Source organism: Devosia sp. Z6_126 (assembly GCF_058133495.1).
The window spans coordinates 760,884-778,408 of the sequence record NZ_JBYUNO010000001.1 but is presented as its reverse complement, the minus strand read 5'-3'; the positions used below and the strand labels follow the sequence as shown (position 1 = coordinate 778,408).

At 58.5% G+C, this 17,525-nt stretch carries 16 protein-coding genes and 1 tRNA gene; 11 read left to right on the top strand and 6 right to left on the bottom strand.

Features of this window, described 5'->3' with window-relative positions:
* Window positions 1-16 precede the first annotated feature (16 nt).
* Both AC3YOG_RS03815 and AC3YOG_RS03810 read left to right on the top strand, forming a co-directional pair.
* Window positions 17-1,189, top strand: coding sequence for an AAA family ATPase (locus AC3YOG_RS03815; RefSeq protein WP_489934132.1), 1,173 nt, complete (start codon window positions 17-19; stop codon window positions 1,187-1,189).
* A gap of 10 nt (window positions 1,190-1,199) precedes the next feature.
* The gene (locus tag AC3YOG_RS03810; protein WP_489934131.1) at window positions 1,200-4,301 is read left to right on the top strand and encodes an HsdR family type I site-specific deoxyribonuclease; all 3,102 of its coding nucleotides are present in this window, start codon (window positions 1,200-1,202) and stop codon (window positions 4,299-4,301) included.
* 219 nt (window positions 4,302-4,520) lie between these two features.
* Here the strand turns inward: AC3YOG_RS03810 and AC3YOG_RS03805 are convergent, their stop codons facing one another.
* Entirely contained in the window at window positions 4,521-5,180 is a 660-nt protein-coding gene (locus AC3YOG_RS03805; protein WP_489934130.1) for a hypothetical protein, read from the bottom strand.
* A 1,076-nt stretch (window positions 5,181-6,256) separates the two neighbouring features.
* On the opposite strand from AC3YOG_RS03805, the gene AC3YOG_RS03800 reads away from it, so the two are divergent.
* The 5 genes from AC3YOG_RS03800 to AC3YOG_RS03780 all read left to right on the top strand — a co-directional run bounded on the left by AC3YOG_RS03800 (window position 6,257) and on the right by AC3YOG_RS03780 (window position 10,569).
* Window positions 6,257-6,445 (top strand): hypothetical protein, encoded by a 189-nt coding sequence (locus AC3YOG_RS03800; protein ID WP_489934129.1) that lies wholly within the window; start codon window positions 6,257-6,259, stop codon window positions 6,443-6,445.
* On the top strand, window positions 6,445-7,014 hold the full coding sequence (locus AC3YOG_RS03795) for a DNA-primase RepB domain-containing protein (protein ID WP_489934128.1): 570 nt from the start codon (window positions 6,445-6,447) through the stop codon (window positions 7,012-7,014). Before AC3YOG_RS03800 ends, AC3YOG_RS03795 begins: the two co-directional genes overlap by 1 nt.
* 1 nt (window position 7,015) lies before the next feature.
* Window positions 7,016-8,623 (top strand): virulence-associated E family protein, encoded by a 1,608-nt coding sequence (locus tag AC3YOG_RS03790; protein WP_489934127.1) that lies wholly within the window; start codon window positions 7,016-7,018, stop codon window positions 8,621-8,623.
* 349 nt (window positions 8,624-8,972) lie between these two features.
* A complete protein-coding gene (locus AC3YOG_RS03785; protein ID WP_489934126.1) occupies window positions 8,973-10,235 on the top strand; it encodes a tyrosine-type recombinase/integrase in 1,263 nt (420 codons plus the stop codon).
* Window positions 10,228-10,569 carry a DUF3223 domain-containing protein gene (locus AC3YOG_RS03780; protein ID WP_489934125.1) on the top strand — a complete coding sequence of 114 codons (342 nt, stop codon included), beginning with the start codon at window positions 10,228-10,230 and terminating at the stop codon, window positions 10,567-10,569. Before AC3YOG_RS03785 ends, AC3YOG_RS03780 begins: the two co-directional genes overlap by 8 nt.
* A 249-nt stretch (window positions 10,570-10,818) precedes the next feature.
* Here the strand turns inward: AC3YOG_RS03780 and AC3YOG_RS03775 are convergent, their stop codons facing one another.
* Window positions 10,819-11,805 carry an HNH endonuclease gene (locus tag AC3YOG_RS03775; RefSeq protein ID WP_489934124.1) on the bottom strand — a complete coding sequence of 329 codons (987 nt, stop codon included), beginning with the start codon at window positions 11,803-11,805 and terminating at the stop codon, window positions 10,819-10,821.
* Window positions 11,806-11,881: 76 nt separating this feature from the next.
* Window positions 11,882-12,142: a helix-turn-helix domain-containing protein gene (locus AC3YOG_RS03770; protein WP_489934123.1), complete on the bottom strand. Its 261-nt coding sequence runs from the start codon at window positions 12,140-12,142 to the stop codon at window positions 11,882-11,884.
* Window positions 12,143-12,215: 73 nt separating this feature from the next.
* Here AC3YOG_RS03770 and AC3YOG_RS03765 point away from each other — a divergent pair, with 73 nt between their 5' ends.
* The gene (locus AC3YOG_RS03765; protein ID WP_489934122.1) at window positions 12,216-12,647 is read left to right on the top strand and encodes a hypothetical protein; all 432 of its coding nucleotides are present in this window, start codon (window positions 12,216-12,218) and stop codon (window positions 12,645-12,647) included.
* Between the two features lie 314 nt (window positions 12,648-12,961).
* Here the strand turns inward: AC3YOG_RS03765 and AC3YOG_RS03760 are convergent, their stop codons facing one another.
* The gene (locus tag AC3YOG_RS03760; RefSeq protein ID WP_489934121.1) at window positions 12,962-13,348 is read right to left on the bottom strand and encodes a hypothetical protein; all 387 of its coding nucleotides are present in this window, start codon (window positions 13,346-13,348) and stop codon (window positions 12,962-12,964) included.
* A 680-nt stretch (window positions 13,349-14,028) separates the two neighbouring features.
* Window positions 14,029-14,103: transfer RNA gene (locus tag AC3YOG_RS03755), tRNA-Gly, on the bottom strand.
* Window positions 14,104-14,303: 200 nt separating this feature from the next.
* Here AC3YOG_RS03755 and AC3YOG_RS03750 point away from each other — a divergent pair.
* From AC3YOG_RS03750 to AC3YOG_RS03740, 3 genes are read left to right on the top strand one after another with little or no spacing between them, the layout of a single operon-like run.
* Complete coding sequence (locus AC3YOG_RS03750) at window positions 14,304-15,251, top strand: tetratricopeptide repeat protein (RefSeq protein WP_489934120.1); 948 nt, start codon at window positions 14,304-14,306, stop codon at window positions 15,249-15,251.
* Between the two features lie 17 nt (window positions 15,252-15,268).
* Window positions 15,269-15,940 carry an LON peptidase substrate-binding domain-containing protein gene (locus AC3YOG_RS03745; RefSeq protein ID WP_489934119.1) on the top strand — a complete coding sequence of 224 codons (672 nt, stop codon included), beginning with the start codon at window positions 15,269-15,271 and terminating at the stop codon, window positions 15,938-15,940.
* A 26-nt stretch (window positions 15,941-15,966) separates the two neighbouring features.
* Window positions 15,967-16,173, top strand: coding sequence for a Trm112 family protein (locus AC3YOG_RS03740; protein ID WP_489934548.1), 207 nt, complete (start codon window positions 15,967-15,969; stop codon window positions 16,171-16,173).
* Here the strand turns inward: AC3YOG_RS03740 and AC3YOG_RS03735 are convergent.
* The gene (locus AC3YOG_RS03735; protein ID WP_489934118.1) at window positions 16,170-17,390 is read right to left on the bottom strand and encodes an FAD-dependent monooxygenase; all 1,221 of its coding nucleotides are present in this window, start codon (window positions 17,388-17,390) and stop codon (window positions 16,170-16,172) included. The two genes, AC3YOG_RS03740 and AC3YOG_RS03735, sit on opposite strands and share 4 nt — an antisense overlap.
* Between the last annotated feature and the right edge of the window lie 135 nt (window positions 17,391-17,525).

Below are 17,525 nucleotides of genomic sequence, written 5' to 3'. Positions count from 1 at the left end.
GAAGTGGCGATCTGACATGGGCAAAACGCTGACCGAGATCGCCCAGCAGCTGAAAGACGCCAACAAGAAGGTGCAACTGATCTATGCCTTCAACGGCTCGGGCAAGACGCGTCTTTCGCGAGAGTTCAAGCGCTTGATTGCGCCCAACGGCAACGAAGGCGATGTCGAGGCCGAGCAGCCAGAGCTGTCGCGCAACAAGATCCTCTACTACAACGCCTTTACCGAAGACCTGTTCTATTGGGATAATGATTTAGTGGGCGATGCCGAGCCAAGACTGAAGATCCAGCCCAACACCTTCACGGATTGGGTGCTGAAGGATCAAGGTCAGGACATGAACATCATTGCGACGTTTCAGCGTTACACCAATGACAAGCTCACACCGCGCTTCAATGAAGAGCGCAAGGACGATATATTCGGGGAGGTCATCGTGAAAGCCTTCTCGGAGGTCACCTTCTCGATCGAGCGCGGTGACGATACACATTCGGGGAATCTGAAAATCTCCAAGGGTGAAGAAAGCAACTTCATCTGGAGCATTTTCTATACGCTGCTCGAGCAGGTGATCGGGGTTTTGAACGTGCCAGAACGTGGCGATCGTGAAACCAATGAGTTCGATCAGCTGGAATATGTGTTCATCGACGACCCTGTCAGCTCTCTAGATGAGAACCATCTCATCCAAATGGCTGTCGATCTGGCGGAGCTGATTACGCGAGCCCCTTCTCAACTCAAGTTCGCCATCACGACGCACAGCCCACTGTTCTACAACGTGCTGCACAACGAATTGGGTATGAAGAAAAACCCAGCCAATGAAGGGTGTTACCTGCTTGAACGGCTGGTGGATGGAACATTTAATCTCAACACGAAATACGGCGATTCAAACAAGAGCTTTTCCTATCATCTGCACTTGCGGAGGGTTCTGGAACAGGCGATCGCCGAAGATAAGGTCGAGCGATATCACTTCACTTTGCTGCGCAATCTATATGAGAAAACCGCAGGTTTTCTAGGGCACAATCAGTGGGGTGATCTATTGAGCTCAGCCACAGGTAGTAAAGAGGCCTATGTTCGGACGATCAACACCTTTAGCCATTCATCAATTTCAATCGACCAAGTACGCGACCCGACGCCGCAGGAAAAACAGACCGTAAAGTTGTTACTAGAGAACCTGATTAACAATTACGGTTATTGGAAATAGGGCCCAGGGATTGATTGAGCAGACGAAAGCCATCGCGGAGTCTAACAACTTCATCGTGCTCGACAAGTACGCCCGCGAGTTGAATGCCGCGGAGGGCTACCAGAGCGAGAGCGCGCTGGAGCAGGAATTCATCCAGGATCTCGTCAATCAGGGCTATGAGTTCCTGCCCAGCCTAAACACGCCCGAGGCTCTCCTGGCCAATGTCCGTGTGCAGCTTCAGGAGCTAAACGCCGTGCAATTCTCCAACGGCGAGTGGCTGCGCTTCGTGGAGACCTACCTGGACAAGCCCAGCGACGGGATCATTGAGAAAACCCGCAAGATCCACGATGATTACATCCACGACTTCGTGTTCGACGACGGACACATCCAGAACATCTACCTGCTGGACAAGAAGACTATCGCCCGCAACAAGGTGCAGGTGATTAAGCAGTTCGAGCAAAGTGGTAGCCATGCCAATCGCTACGATGTGACGGTGCTGGTCAATGGTCTGCCGCTGGTACAGGTGGAGCTGAAGAAGCGCGGCGTAGCAATCCACGAGGCTTTCAACCAAGTGCATCGCTACAGCAAGGAGAGTTTCAACAGCGAGAATTCTCTGTACAAATACCTGCAGCTATTTGTGATCTCTAACGGCACCGACAGCCGCTACTTCGCCAACACGACTCGGCGCGACAAGAACAGCTTCGACTTCACCATGAATTGGGCGAAGGCAGACAACAGTCTGATCAAGGATCTAAAGGACTTCACCGCCACCTTCTTCCAGAAGCATACGTTGATCAACGTGCTGCTGCATTACTCGGTGTTCGACGTCAGCGACACACTGCTGGTGATGCGGCCTTACCAGATCGCCGCTACCGAACGCGTCCTCTGGAAGATCAAGAGCGCCCATGCCGCTAAGAGCTGGAGCCAGCCAGAAGGCGGCGGGTACATCTGGCACACCACAGGTTCAGGCAAGACCCTGACCAGCTTCAAGGCGGCGCGTCTGGCCACCGAGTTGGACTTCATCGACAAGGTGTTCTTCGTGGTCGACCGCAAGGATCTGGACTACCAGACTATGAGGGAATACCAGCGCTTCTCCCCGGACAGCGTGAACGGTTCGGACTCCACCGCCGGCCTCAAGCGCAATCTGGAAAAAGACGACAACAAGATCATCGTCACGACCATACAGAAGCTCAACAACCTGATGAAGAGCGAGGGCGACCTGCCCATCTACAACAAGCAGGTCGTGTTCATCTTTGACGAGTGCCACCGCAGCCAGTTTGGCGAGGCCCAGAAGAACCTCAAGAAGAAGTTCAAGAAATACTACCAGTTCGGCTTCACCGGCACGCCGATCTTCCCTCAGAACGCGCTGGGTGCGGACACCACCGCCAGCGTCTTTGGCCGCGAGTTGCACTCCTATGTGATCACCGACGCAATCCGCGACGAGAAAGTGCTGAAGTTCAAGGTGGACTACAACGATGTGCGTCCGCAGTTCAAGGCCGTCGAATCCGAGCAGGACGAGAAGAAGCTAAGCGCGGCGGAAAACAAACAGGTTCTGTTGCACCCGGACCGCATTCACGAAATCAGCCAGTACATCCTGGACCACTTCCGTCAGAAGACGCATCGCCTGCAACCGGGCAATAAGGGTTTCAACGCAATGTTTGCGGTGAGCAGCGTTGACGCGGCCAAGTTGTACTACGAGTCCTTTAGGGAGTTGCAGAAAGGCAAAGAGAGACCTTTGCGAGTGGCCACGATCTTCTCTTTCGCCGCCAACGAAGAGCAGGATGCAATCGGCGACATCCAGGACGAAAGTTTTGATGTGTCGGCCATGAACAGCAGCGCTAAAGAATTTTTGAGCGCCGCTGTTGCCGACTATAACACATTGTTCAAGACCAACTTCAGCGTTGATAGCAACGGCTTCCAGAATTACTATCGTGATCTAGCGAGGCAGGTAAAGGCGGGGGAAGTCGATCTCCTGATTGTGGTGGGCATGTTCCTCACCGGCTTCGATGCTCCCACGCTCAATACGATGTTCGTGGACAAAAACCTTCGCTACCACGGCCTGATACAGGCGTACTCACGCACCAATCGCATCTTTGATGCCACTAAGACCTTCGGCAATATCGTCACCTTCCGTGACCTTGAACACGCGACTGTCGACGCCATCACGCTATTTGGTGACAAAAACACGAAAAACGTGGTGCTCGAGAAGGGCTACAAGGAATACATGGGAGGCTTCACCGACGTACTCACCGGTGAGGCGCGACGCGGCTTCGTGGAGGTGGTGGACGAGTTAGAGGGCCGCTTTCCTGACCCCGCCGCCATCGAGAAGGAAGCTGACAAGAAAGCCTTCGCCAAATTGTTCGGCGAATACCTTCGAGTTGAGAACGTTCTGCAGAACTTCGATGAGTTTGCCAGCCTGAAGGCCATGCAAGACGTGGACATGAAGGATCCGGCGGCGGTGGAGGCGTTCAAGGTTAACCGCTATTTGAGCGATGACGACTTGGCAGCACTGCAAACAATCAAGTTGCCGGCCGAGCGAAAGCTGCAGGACTACCGCTCGACCTACAACGACATCCGCGATTGGCTGCGTAAAGAAAAGGTCGCCGCTGAAAAGGAAAAATCCACCCTCGACTGGGGCGACGTGGTGTTCGAGGTGGACCTGCTGCGATCGCAAGAAATCAACCTTGATTACATCCTAGAGCTGATCTTCGAACACAATAAGAAGACCAAGAGCAAAGCTGACTTGGTGGACGAAGTGCGCCGCGTGATCCGTGCTAGCCTGGGTAACCGCGCCAAGGAGAGCTTGGTGGTGGATTTCATCAATCAAACTGATCTTGATCAGATCGGCGAAAAGGCTAGCGTAATTGAGGCCTTCTTCACGTTTGCCCAGGCTGAACAGCGACGTGAGGCGCAGGAGCTAATCAGCTCAGAGAGCCTAAATGCTGAAGCGGCCCGCCGCTATATCACCACCTCGCTCAGGCGGGAGTTCGCCACCGACAATGGCACCGAACTCAATGCAGTTCTCCCTAAAATGAGTCCGCTTAACCCTCAATACCTGAGCAAAAAGCAAGGCGTTTTCCAGAAAATTGCCGCCTTTGTGGAGAAATTTAAGGGCGTTGGCGGGCAGGTCTAGATGAACCGTACTCCACTAGTCGTCCGATATCATGTTTCGCTGGCTATGGCGGCACTTAAGGACGGCGGCACTTGACGAATGGATGGTCGATGAGCTCGAGGGCTCTAGCAGAGGCCGCTCGCTCGGAGCTATAGCTACTGGCATAAGGCCAAGAAGGCCGCACCCTTGAATTGATCGATGGCACGGGACGCAGAGTTGGACAGCCGACGTAGCTTTTTGTCATGCTTTCACTAGCTTTTTCTTTAGCCGAACTGGCTTCGGCTTGATGTAGTTTTGCGGGTACACCTCAAGCAGTGAGGCATATTGAGCTCTCTCGATCACGGAGAGCGCATGGACGGCCTTCGCTGTCTTTCTCACGCGATAGTGCCCGTCGACTTCGCCTGGTATAGAATGTGGTCCCCGGACGCTCACCCCCTTATCAGTAGTGAAGCGATTAAGTCGGCGAGCTTCGCTGATGACGAAAAGCATGGTGCGACAGTTTGGGGCGTGAGCACCGATCGTAGCAAGCCTCTTAAGGTCGTTGTCGATCTCACGTCGAGCTGCTGAGCCGCGCTTAACTTCGATGATGAACTGCGGCACAGATGTACCGTCTTTGCGTGTTGGCTTCTGCGCGATAACGATGTCCGCACGCGCTCTTCTGCCGAATATCTCAGCGGGAAGAATGTCGTCCCCACCTGCCAGTTCGCTGTAGGCGACTTCGCACCTTAGCAGCTGTGTGGAGTCAAGGTGTGCATAGATGAGGTTGCAGAGTTCGGCCACGAACGCAGATTCGCCGAGCGGATATTGGTCATAGAGGCAGCGTCTGTGCCCGATCCAAAAGGTAATTCCTTGGAGAGCTTTCTTTGCCCAAATCGGAACGTCCGGTAGATCAGTCGTCATAAGTTGCTCATTCTAAAACGACCAAACAAAGTCAGCAACTCATGCGATATGCCAACCATGGAAACAACCAGGCCATCGTCTCTCAGCCCGCGAATGCCACGAGGCGGATACCGGAGCCCGTGAATGCCATGGGGCGGATACCCCTCACTCAACCAGCTTTCGAACAAGGGGGTTGGCACGGATACGGAGAACGCATGGAACAACTGGTACTACACCGGGCCAGACGGCAAACGAGCCCTTGTCACCACCCTGCGAAACTCAAAGTAAGCACCGACGCCGATCTAAATTGAACCGAGTGGCTGCTTCCGATCAGGCCGTCGCTCATGACTGACCGCTGACGGCCTCGCGCTAGCCGTACAGCAGCTACGCCTATACTCAACATTTTCCATTTTTTGGTGCGCGGCGCACTACGTGCGCGAGCGCGCGGAAGCAGCGCAAGGATGAGGCGTGCCATACTCCTATAAGAGCACGGCTTTGTTCAAGTCCTTGCGCCATACGTACCCTACATACCTATTTCCCCACTACAACAGTTTGAGGGGGCGCCGCGGCTACGTGCGCGCAGGCGCGGAAGCAATGTGACGGCGGTGACGTAGGTGACGGCGCTCCGGAGTGGGTTGACCTGCGCCACAGCGAGGGGAATTGGAGAGGTATCCTTTCAGAGTGTGGTAGCGCGAGCGCCTAACGAGTTCCGACCCTGGCTGTCGGGGGTGGCAATGCGAAGACAAGATATCCTGCGCTTGGACGATCCCAGCAAGGCAACGATTGTGTACCTATCAATGGAACACCGACTGACCACAAAACAAGAACACGCACTTTCAGCTTGTACGAGTGACCAAACTGAGTAATCTTGACGGCGTAGCTGATGAAGAAATGCTGACGCGCAGTTAAGATCTGCCTTCATTTGCAGTGCACAGACAATACAACTAACGTGCAAGCTGGCTGATAGCCCTTCCACAGAGTTGAAACGATCTGCAGAGCGCGGCCGGTTGCATTTCCACCCTGTTTAACAATAGGGCGGGGATGTGCTGTGCAGCCTCTTTTCCGGCTCCGTCATCTCCGCCTCTAAGGAAGAGATGATGCAAAGCATTGAAAAACTACTTTCCATACACGAGGCCGCCGATACCCTTGGGGTGTATCGTTGGGCGCTTCGGCGCGCGGTGGGGCGTGGCGACATCCCCAGCTACACGCCCTTCAACAAGCGCAAACTGGTTCGCTTGTCAGAGGTGATTGCATACATCAACTCCTGCCGCCAGGGAGGCGAGTGATGACCACAGCTCTTCACTTGCCAGAGCCGCGAACCGACGAGGCCATAGAGTTCCTCAAGGCGATGTTCCCAGAGCGTTGGGACCTGGCTGCTATCCCTCCGGATGGCGGTCGCCCAGAATTCTGCACATTCCGGCCGGCAGAGGAGAACGACGCCTACACGTGGATCGATGATCGCCAAGGGACTTCGAACATCCACTACCACATCAACGAACCGCGTCAGGGCCTGCTCAACAAAAAAGCCGCCAAGTCGGACATCGCCAAAGTGCGTTACCTTCACGCTGATGTGGATATTGCGGACCAGGTCACTCTTCGGAGGATTCGCGCATTTGTACCCAGGCCCACTGTGATCGTTTTCTCAGGCGGTGGCTACCAGCCCATTTGGGCATTGCATGAGCCCTCGAACGAATTCGACCGCGTCGAGCGGATCAACAAGGACATTGCCGCCATCCTCGGTGGTGACAACTGTCACAATATCGATCGTCTGCTCCGGTTGCCGGGCACCATCAACATGCCCAACGCGAAGAAGCGGGCTGCCGGTCGTGTTCCCACGCTTGCTGGGATCGTCTAGCATGAACCTGGATCTGAAATATTCCCTCGACGACTTTCCGTCTGGCCAGTTTCCCCCTCCTGCTGGCCCAAAGGGCTTTGTTGCGCAAAAGTTATCCGTTGCTGCCGTCGATCTCGACAGCCTGGGTTCCTCGGTTTCGGCATTCACTCGAACGCTCATCGAGTATGGCGACGACCCGGAACGTCCGTTTAATAGCGACGCGCCGCACTTCCGCTCGAGAAGTGAGGCAGTGTTTCGCGCAGCCTGCGACCTAGCTCGTGCAGGCTGCGACGAAAACATCATCACCGGTGTTCTCACTAACCCAAAACTTGGCATTTCGCGGTCAATTTTGGAGAAGACGAGCCCCGAACGCTACGCCCTTAGGCAGGCACGGTCAGCGCTTGCAACGGTACAGAACGGGTGGCCGGATCACGACAAGACCGGCCTCCCAAAACCAACGATGCGAAATGCCTACGTGGCCCTCCAACGTCTTGGTCTTAGCTTCGCACATAACTTGTTCAGCCATCGCAAGGTCGTCAATGGAAATGTACTGGATGAACATCAGGGCGATATCAGTGACGACGCTTGCGCAGTCCTTCGAGGGCTAATCATCGACAACTTCAATTTCGATCCAAGGGGGGAACATGTCCGCGATGCTGCTACACAACTCTGCTTGGAGCATACGTTTCACCCCATCCGCCAAATGCTGGATGTCCTTATCTGGGACGGCATCCCTCGCATTGACCGCTGGCTAACAACTTATCTGGGCGCCGAAGACACGACGCTAAACTCGGGCATCGGGACCATCATGTTGGTTGCCGCAGTGCGGCGGGTCCGGGAGCCAGGGGTCAAGTTTGACACCATCGTGATATTCGAGGGGAAGCAGGGGACCGGCAAGTCCACGGCACTTCAAATCCTAGCGGGCTCAGGCAACCATGCCGACAATGAGCTCCTGTCGTTGAATTCCAAAGAGCAAATGGAGGCAATGGAGGGGGTCTGGATCTACGAGTTGAGCGAAATGTCGGGCCTCAGCAAGAGCGAGGCCGAGAAAACAAAGGCGTTTGCATCTCGCCAGTTTGATCGAGCACGAATGTCCTACGGCCGGTTTTCGGAGCGTCGCGGTCGCCAAGCCATTTTCGTGGGCACCACAAATGAATCCAAGTACCTCAAAGACCGCACCGGTAACCGCCGCTTCCTACCAGTCAAAACAGCCGAAATCGACCGCGAGGCGTTGCAGCGCGATCGGGATCAATTGTGGGCAGAAGCTGCTCACCGTGAGCGTCAAGGGGAAAGCATCGCCTTGCCGCCTGAGCTGTGGGAACTCGCCGCTGCCGAACAGGAAGAACGGCTGGAGGAGGATCCGTGGCTAGAAGCTCTTGCCGAGGTTCAGGGACACGCATTTGAGGCAGAAGTACGCGTGTCCACCAGCGAGCTTCTGGGACAGGTGTTAAAAATTGAGGTGGAGCGCCAACACAACGGCCACACCAAGCGCCTTGCGAGCCTAATGCGGAGCCTTGGTTGGAAGCCCGATAAGTACAAGGTCGCGGGGCGAACTGTCCGGGGTTTTAGCCGCTCCAAGCCAGAAGTCTACGTAGAGGACCGCCCGTTGAACTCTCGCCAACCGTTCTAGGTGGCGGGGTGGCGGCGGTGGCACGTCACGTGGGCGCTGCCGGCGTGCGGGGGTGCGGGGGTATTGGTTACGTCGGGCTATGTGCCCACGCCCCGGCACCCCCTGCCGCCACGCCACCGCCGCCACCCCGCCACCGGGGACTTCAACCCCGCTGGGCGTGGAATCCGCGCTAGCCCGTCGAACTCCTGAGGTCCCGTCGTACGGGGCTTCTGACCCTCACTGACACTGGCTCCTGGGCCTTTCGAGTTTGCTCGGTTCCTTCGTGGTTCCCGCGCCGACACGTGGAAAATTGTGCCCAATATTCCGCCCGTGTTTTCCTAGTTTAGTTGCAATCAGAGGTACTTAGATCATGGAAAAATTCGATCCCACTATTACCAAGCGCACCCGAAAGCGTAAGCTGTCGGACGGGCGCCTAGTCGAACAAGTTCGCTGGTTCACTAACTACCTTGATCCCCATACGGGTCAGCGCAAACTTCCTTCGTTCGTGACCAAGCGCGAAGCCGAGGCGTTCCGCACCGAGCTGATGAGCGAGGTCCACTCCGGAACCTATGTCGATCCGTCCCGTGCTCCCACGGTAGCCGAGGCTACGGAACACTACCTCGCCGACCGCGCGTCGCAAGTGAAGGCGTCGACCCTGTACGGGTACCGCGTCGTAGGTAAAGCAATTACCGGCCCGCTGCTCGAAGGCACGACACAGGAGCGCGCCGAATACGCCATCTGCGGTAAGCTTCCGCGCAAGGACGCGCGGCTGCTGCAGATGTTGGGCCATGTGCGCGCCAACGAACTCACCACGGCGCAAATCCGCCTCTGGCACAAGACGGTGCAGGAGCAGGTTGGCCGCTATACCGCGAACCGGGCGCTCTCGATGCTCAAGTCCATCCTGGCTTTGTGCGAGGAGGACTATCGTGTCCGAGCGCCGTCGCTGCCCACCAACGTCGTGCGCCGCCGCTCCAAGCCAAAGAAAGGCATTCTGACGTCCGCCCAAGTGGGACAGTTGATTGCGGCCGCGAAGGCCGACCCGCATCGCGGCATCTACTACGCTTTCCCGTTCTTGGCTGGCACCCGCATCAGCGAACAGCTTGGCCTCCTGTGGGAGGACGTCGACTTCGAGCGCAATGTGCTCAAAATCCGGCGCATCCAGGAACGCGACGGCAGCCTCACCGAAACCACCAAGACCGAGGCCGGCGTACGCGAGGTCCCGATGACGCAAAGCCTGCGGGAAATGCTGCTCGCTTGGCGTTTGTTGTGCCCTCGCACGGAAGGCAAGCTCTATCGCGTCTTCCCTGGTCTGGGACGGCTGCAACCCTGGCCACTGCCGCGCAAGGATGGCGGTGGTCCGTTGCTGTACCAGAACTACCGCAAGCGGTTCTGGGTGCCCGCCTTCGAGGAGCTCAAGCTGCCCTATGTAACTCCGCACGCTGCTCGCCACAGCTTCATCTCGACCTTGCAGGCGCAGGGCGTCGAGGTGGGTCTCGTTGCCAAGCTAGCGGGGCACGCCAATGCCAACGTCACCCTCGGTCACTACACCCAGGCGGTACGCGGTGGTGAACTGGCAATGTCGGGCCTCGAACAGGCCTTCACCTCAAAAGCACCGGAGGCTCGTCATGGGTAAGGCACTCGCCATTCGAATTGCTGGAACCGTCTTTCCGTCGCGTGGGCAGGCGGATGCCGAATGCAGCCGGATTTTGAACGATGGTGCGATAGGGACCACGATTATTGGCGCAGACAGCGAATTTGTTGAGGAGCTCTGGCTGAACCGCCCAGACAAGCTTGCCGAGTTCGCCGGCAAGCGTGTTGTTCGTTTTGAGCGACGTTATCGCAACGGCAAGGAGAGGTGGACGCGCTGTTTCTGGGCGGTATTCGAAGGTGAGAACGAAGCTACTGACTTCAGCTACGCCAAGGCCCTTGACAACATCGTCGCTGCGCAGCACCCGCCTGCACCCTAGCCGCCGCTGCCGGTGCCCGCCGCTGCCACGCGGCGGGCCACGCCATGGCTGCAGGCATGGCGCCGCGCCCGCTGCAGCTCCGTGCAGCGCTGCCGGCGGGTGTAGCCTTCCGGGCCAGCGGTGCATGCGGCCTTCCCGGCGCGCATTTTGCGCACCCCCCACCCCCTGCAAACGTCAGCACCATTGAGGGGGGACCCGCTTCGTCCCTGCGAAATATCCGGGGATCGTTGTAGTAACGCGGGCTGCTGACTAGCTTCGCCGTACCGGAAAGGCTCGCAACCTTTCGACTCTGCTAACAAGCTCCTGGGTAGCGTCCGAAGAATCATGAGCGTGGTGCATGCGCCGGTGACAATTAGGGCAGCAAGCCACAGCATTCTCAATGACGTCGGGTCCTCCGTCCGACAGCGGCCTTACGTGGTGGACTTCTAGATACGGCTCCCCACTGGGCGTTTGAAAGGGAGCAGGGTCGCAGCAGACCTCACATACACCGCGCGCCTCGTCCAACACCCACGCAACAACTTTTGGATCGCGCACGAACTGGTCTGTTGTAATCTGTCGCCGGCGCACTTCGCGTTGCCCTTGCGGAGAAAGCGCGACGCGTGTCTCTGCCCGTAACACCCTCTCGGCCAGCACCCGCGCCTCGAACTCCTCAGGATCAGCTGTTGGCCGTGCAAGGTCGAAGTCTTTTCCGAACAACTCGGCAATGAGTTCAACCACGTCCTGTTTGACGCCACCGAGGTTTTTCGCCGGCAGATAACCCGATACTGTGGGAAGCCCTAGTTCCTCCATGACAGCAGAGATGTTTCTCATGCGGAACTCGTATGACGCCTCACTGCGTCCGCGTAGATTGGGAAGAACACTTCGTCGAAGCGCCGCCTTGTTCAACTGCTCCCCTCGCCGCTGCGCGTCCAACATGTGGGAGTAAGCCACCACGCAAGTGCGGAGTTCGTCCAAGGACCAGCCTTCGGGCACTGCCGCTTCGATCGCCGCGGCGGGCGCATTCGATGCAAACTCAAAGAGAACGCTGCTGGTGGCGGGCCGGTAGAAGGCTGAATAGCCAACGCCCAACCAGTTCGTCCTACGCTGGAGGTGGAAGCCCCCAGCGTTCGCCCAAAACTGAGGTGCAAACGCCGATTTCGGGAGCGCTCCAACAAGACGCTCTAGGTCGGAAAACGACAGTTCGACCGTGTTAGGCCGCTGGGCTCGGAGGAAGTCTCCCAAAGGTTCGTACTTCATTCCGACATCCAATGTTTACGGCTTCAGGGAAGATATCCTGGGATGCGACGTCATTGAGGCGAACACACGTACGGAGTTACATCAGCTTTTTGGACGCCCGTTTAGAGGGCCCAGGAAGATCAACCTCAGTGCTCTCATCGAACAAGCTGGCGACTCTTACCCCAAGCGCCTCGGCTGTGTGCCACAGGCTGATGGCTGTGGGATTTCGCTCGCCCCGTTCTAAGGCGCTTATGTAAGCTCGATCTACGCCCATCAACTCAGCAACGCGAGCCTGCGTCAGGTCAGCCTTCAGCCGGTATCGCCTAACATTCGCCCCGATGACGCGCCGCACATCCATGCGGCATAACGAGCAAAATTGTGCTCGTTACTGCGACGTACTATAATGCTCATTATGTGGGGTGGAGGTGAGCATGGACTTCAGGATTCTAACTTCGGTATTGCTGCTGTGCTCAGCTTCATCGCCAGCCTTTTCCGATACGTTTGATATGGTGCCACATCCAGGTGGCTTGAAGGCCCAGGGCACTTACCGTTGCGAAATGACGGATGGCCGTTCGGTAAACGCTAACGGCAAGCTAGTCCGAGATTGGTGGGCGGACGGGTTCATCAAGGACTACAGCTCGTTTGAATTTAATGCCGAAACTGGCAGCTTCATTTCGAACGGCCAGACGCTGGAATGGGTGGTTCTCCGGGCTGGGGACAGTTCCTGGGACCTAGTTGCGCACCTCCCCGGATTAGATACCTCGTTCAATATGATGCGGATCGAAGTCTGGAACGATCCGATCCGCTTTGTTATGACCAATGGAAAGGCGTTTTATTCCGGCCTCTGCGACAAAACCGGTTAGCTCATAGTCGCGCACGATGGGCTTGCATCGCTTCGTCGAGTGTAGCCCACATTCGAAGTCCTCGGGACCAGCAAGATCACGTTCGTTTCGACGAGCCTACGCCGCTTTGCCGAGAACTATTAGGGCAGAATACCGACCAGAGGCCACTGCGGTCGCCAGACCTTCGCCAGCTTGGACGCGTCACGTGGGTCGGCTTCGGTGTGGCATGCAGTTTTGCGAAAACGCGGAAGACTTCATGAGTCTGCCTACAGGCGGGGAACTCAATCCACTAGGCCTCGAACTATTCCCGAGCTATCACCAGAGCCTCAGTATAGCTAAAGGCCCATATCTCGGCGCGTTCGTTCAGCCGAGCTTGTAACCGTGATGTGGAAGTTTGTGGTATCGAAGCTACTCATCCTCGGCCCCATTTCAGGCCCTTCGAGCTCAAGCACTTTTTCGTCGAGCAGTTCCCGCTCAGCTTTGCATCGCCCACTGGCTACCAGGACTATATCCTCGGCGGCTAGATCGGGTTCTTCAACAGCTAACTCTTCGCCGACACGCCTGCCGCATGAAAGATAGGCTTCAACAAACGTTTGAAGCTCATGCTGCTGCGCTTGCGTGGGTTCCACATACTGGATGCGCTGCGCCTGTGAGGTAGCGACTTGGCATCCTCCAACGGCCACTACAATCGCTGTGACGACGAGCAACCTTACGATTTTCATCGGCGCGCTCAATCCGTCCTTCGTCGCTCGGCCCACGTTCCTGCTTGATCACAGATCAAGGTCATATCGTTGTTGGTCACATTCTCGACGGCGCCAACTCCGAAGAACTTTCCATCACGGATGCAACCGGCTGCCCATTCTTCAGTCGCGACCCAAATGCCGTCTTCTGAACAATGCATACGTTGATTGGAGGCTCGCATGGTGACCCCGGGCGAATACGTTGTTGAGCCGAGCCAGCAGCGCGGCTCCTGCGGTGCTGGAGTTGGCGTTTCTTGAGCCGAAACGGGCAACGTCATCGTGAAAATTGCAGCTATCGCCATTAGTCGCATGATTGTCCCCCACGCGCACCAAACTCTACACGGGAAAATTCGGGGGGCAACCGCTTCCGTTAGGCGCTGACGAACCCTCCTACGAATTCCTCGAAGCCGCAGAATTCATTGTAGAAAACGTTTCGACTTGGGAATCTGGATCCGAACCAGAATGTAGACGGTCAGTGTCCCACATCCAGTTTGACGCGCTACACGCTGCTGGGCAACTGCCGTCATACCTATCCATTCCGACCGATTGTGGAACCGAATTGGAACCGCGGACTCCAACCACGCCCCATTTGCCACCGCCGGAAAAACAAAAAGGGTCCCGAAGGACCCTTTGTTTCTCAAGGCTTGCCGGCCTTGAGAATTTGGAGCGGGCGATGGGATTCGAACCCACGACCCTAACCTTGGCAAGGTTATGCTCTACCCCTGAGCTACACCCGCGCTCCGTTGTCATCCACGCTGCCTTGGCATCGGGTCGACGGCGGCCTATATGCCTAATCGCATTCCGCTTTGCAACCGCAAAAATGGGCCTTGTTGCCAAGTTCGTGTTCCGGGATATCCCGGCACACTTGTCAGAAGCCGGTTTGCGGGGGCATGAAGACACCAATCTGCTTTTTTGCCGCACCCGAAGGCTTGCTCCCATGTCCCAGCCGTTCACAGCTTCCCCCGCCAGCCAGCCCGTCCCTCCCAATGGAGCGCTGGTAAAAAATTCCAGCGACGCCGCGTTCAAGGCCGATGTGATCGACGCCTCGCTCGAGGCGCCGGTGCTGGTGGATTTCTGGGCGCCCTGGTGCGGCCCCTGCCGCCAGCTGACCCCGGCGCTCGAAAAAGTGGTCAATGAAAAGGCCGGCAAGATCCGGCTGGTCAAAATCAATATCGACGAGCATCCCGCCATTGCCGGCCAGCTGGGCGTGCAGTCCATCCCGGCGGTGTTTGCCTTTGCCGGCGGTCGTCCGGTGGACGGGTTCATGGGCGCGATGCCCGAAAGCGAAGTGCGCCGCTTTGCCGACCGGGTGATTGCCGCGGCCCCGGCGCCCGGTCCCGCTCCCGATTCGATGGAAGCCCAGATCGCCGAAGCGGTCGCTGCCGCCGAAGAGGCGCTTGGAGCGGGCGACCTGCCGCGCGCCGCGCAGATCTTTGGCATGGTGGTGCAGCACGCGCCCGACAATGCCCCCGCGCTGATTGGCCTGGCACGGGTATATCTGGCAGCGGGCGAGCCCGACCAGGCCCGCGCCACCCTCGACATGGTGCCCGAGGAAGCGCGCACGGGCGAGGCCTATACGGCGCTCGCCAATTCGCTGCGCCTCCTGGCCGAAGCGGCCGAGTTGTCGGAAACGGCGACGCTGGAAGCGGCGATCGCTGCCGATCCGGACAACCACCAAGCCCGGTTCGATCTCGCCGTCGTGCTCAATGCCGAGGGGCGGCGCCTTGAAGCGGCCGAGGCGCTGGTGACGCTGCTCCGGCGCGACCGCAGCTGGAACGAGGATGGCGCGCGCAAAAAGCTGCTCGAATTCTTTGAAGCCTGGGGTCCCAAGGATCCCGCCACCGTCAAGGGCCGCCGTCTGCTCTCGGCGGCGCTGTTCTCGTAACGCAAAGGAAAGCACTCGTGCTCAAGCGCCCCGCTTCTCCCGCCGACCTGCCCAAAAGCGTGCCGCTGTTTCCCCTCAGCGGCGCGCTGCTGCTGCCCTTTTCGCACCGCCCGCTCAATGTATTCGAGCCGCGCTATCTGGAAATGGTGGACGCGGCCCTGCGCGGCGACCGCCTGATCGGCCTCATCCAGCCCGAAGACAGCGAGGAGGAAAGCCCCAAGGGTCGCAGCCCGCTGCAATCAATCGGGTGCCTGGGGCGAATCACCCATTTCGAGGAAAGCGGGGAAGGGCGTTACTTCATCATCCTTGAGGGCATCACCCGGTTCCGGCTGGTCCATGAGCTGACGGTGATGACGCCTTATCGCCAGTGCACGATTTCAGCCGAGGAATTCGCCACCGATTTCAACCGGCAATGGGGGGAAGGGGCGGTCGACCGCGAGCGCTTCCTCAAGATGATGCGCGATTATGCCGATTTCGCCGATATTGAGCTCAACTGGCAGGAAATCGACAATACCGGCACCGCCGACCTCGTTAATTTCTGCTGCATGGTGTCGCCCTATGGCGCGGCTGAAAAACAGGTGCTGCTGGAAGCCCCCACGCTCGAGCAGCGCGCTGAAACCTTGATCGCGATGACCGAATACGAGATCGCGCGCGGCGGCGCCGGCGGTTCGGCGCCCCCGCTCAATTGAGTGTTCCCGAGGTCAATCCCCGGCATGTGGTGGACCGCCGCACGCTCGAACTGCTGGTGTGCCCACTGACCAAGACGCGCATGAGGCTGTCCGCCGACAAGAGCGAGCTGATTTCGGTGGCCGCGCGCTTGGCCTTTCCCATTCGCAAGGGCGTGCCGCTGCTCGCCCTTGATGAAGCGCGCAGCATCGAGCCCGAGGAGATCAAGGCGTTGACGCGCCCGCCGGCGCCTTAGATCGGCAGGCCCGAGAGGAGGCGCGGCCCGTGGGCCGAAAGGCCCGCGGCACCGCGGATCATCATCGCCTTGACCGGGCCGGCGCGATCCACCAGCCCCAGGCCAAAATCGCGCAGCGCCCGCACCGGCGGGGCGTCCGTCGAAAAGAGCCGGTTCATGCCATCGGTGACAAGGGCCATGCCGGTGGTGTCGAGCCGCCGCCAGCTCTGGTAACGCTCGAGCACGGCGGGACTGCCATGATCAAGCCCGAGCCGCATCGCTTCGACCACGGCTTCGGCTAGCGCCGCCACATCCTTGAGCCCGAGATGCAGGCCCTGTCCCGCGACGGGATGCACCACATGGGCGGCGTCGCCCACAAGCGCCAGGCGCGGGCCGACAAATTGGCGGGCCAGCTGCAGGCGCAGGGGGAAGCCCATCAGATCCTCGTCCACACCGACGGTCCCCAGGGTCGAGCCCATCACCGCTTCGATTTCGCGGGCGAGCTCCTCTTTGCCCATGGCGAGGAACCGGGGGGCATCGGCTGATTTCTCGGTCCACACGAGCGACGAGCGGTTGCCGGGCAGCGGCAGGCTGGCAAAGGGGCCGGCGGGACGGAAATGTTCATACGCCACCCCGTCATGGGGGAGTTCATGGGTGATGGTGGTGACGAGCCCGGTCTGGCGGTAATCATGGGAAAAAACGCCGATCCCGCTCATCTGGCGCAGGCTTGATTGCGCACCATCGGCCGCAACCACCAGCGGCGCGCGCAAGATCCGCCCATCGGCGAGCACCAGATCGGCCGAGTTGGCGCTGGTCTGCAGGCCGGCAACACTGGCCGGCGCCACGACGGTAATCTTGCTCGCTACCGCATCCAGCAGCGCCTGCCCGCTGACCCGGTTGGGCACCATATGGGCAAAGGGCTCGCCCGGAGCCACGTCCCCTTCAAAGCTCAGGAACAGGGGGCGGGACAGATCGCCCGGACCCGAATCGGTGATGCGCATGGCGGTGATCGCCTGGGCCTGCTCTGCCATGGGCGCCCAGACGCCGAGCGCCGTCCAGGCGCGGCGCACGCTCGCGGCAATGGCCGAAGCGCGGTTGTCGCGCGGCACTTCAAGCGGGCGGCGGTCGACCAGGGCGATGCGGATGCCGCGGGCAAAGCGCGACAGGGCCAGCGCCAGGGTCAAGCCCGCCGGACCGCCGCCCACGATCACCACATCGAACTGTTCAGCCTTGCTCATCGGGAACGCCTCCATTGCGGCTATTGAACGCGCCGGGCTCCTCAACGCAAGAGTGCCAAGGGTCGCGCCAGGCCGCCGCAAATTTGCTCAAAACCCTCCAGACCTGCTCATTAATTGAGCACTTGCGCTCAAGCA

What these genes read in the sequence shown, in the direction of transcription:
- AC3YOG_RS03750 (WP_489934120.1), top strand. Translation starts at nt 14,304, where the DNA reads ATGTCCCAGCCGTTCACAGCTTCCCCCGCCAGCCAGCCCGTCCCTCCC.
- AC3YOG_RS03790 (WP_489934127.1), top strand. Translation starts at nt 7,016, where the DNA reads ATGAACCTGGATCTGAAATATTCCCTCGACGACTTTCCGTCTGGCCAG.
- AC3YOG_RS03800 (WP_489934129.1), top strand. Translation starts at nt 6,257, where the DNA reads ATGCAAAGCATTGAAAAACTACTTTCCATACACGAGGCCGCCGATACC.
- AC3YOG_RS03735 (WP_489934118.1), bottom strand. Translation starts at nt 17,390, where the DNA reads ATGAGCAAGGCTGAACAGTTCGATGTGGTGATCGTGGGCGGCGGTCCG.
- AC3YOG_RS03760 (WP_489934121.1), bottom strand. Translation starts at nt 13,348, where the DNA reads ATGAAAATCGTAAGGTTGCTCGTCGTCACAGCGATTGTAGTGGCCGTT.
- AC3YOG_RS03765 (WP_489934122.1), top strand. Translation starts at nt 12,216, where the DNA reads ATGGACTTCAGGATTCTAACTTCGGTATTGCTGCTGTGCTCAGCTTCA.
- AC3YOG_RS03770 (WP_489934123.1), bottom strand. Translation starts at nt 12,142, where the DNA reads ATGGATGTGCGGCGCGTCATCGGGGCGAATGTTAGGCGATACCGGCTG.
- AC3YOG_RS03795 (WP_489934128.1), top strand. Translation starts at nt 6,445, where the DNA reads ATGACCACAGCTCTTCACTTGCCAGAGCCGCGAACCGACGAGGCCATA.
- AC3YOG_RS03805 (WP_489934130.1), bottom strand. Translation starts at nt 5,180, where the DNA reads ATGACGACTGATCTACCGGACGTTCCGATTTGGGCAAAGAAAGCTCTC.
- AC3YOG_RS03775 (WP_489934124.1), bottom strand. Translation starts at nt 11,805, where the DNA reads ATGAAGTACGAACCTTTGGGAGACTTCCTCCGAGCCCAGCGGCCTAAC.
- AC3YOG_RS03785 (WP_489934126.1), top strand. Translation starts at nt 8,973, where the DNA reads ATGGAAAAATTCGATCCCACTATTACCAAGCGCACCCGAAAGCGTAAG.
- AC3YOG_RS03780 (WP_489934125.1), top strand. Translation starts at nt 10,228, where the DNA reads ATGGGTAAGGCACTCGCCATTCGAATTGCTGGAACCGTCTTTCCGTCG.
- AC3YOG_RS03815 (WP_489934132.1), top strand. Translation starts at nt 17, where the DNA reads ATGGGCAAAACGCTGACCGAGATCGCCCAGCAGCTGAAAGACGCCAAC.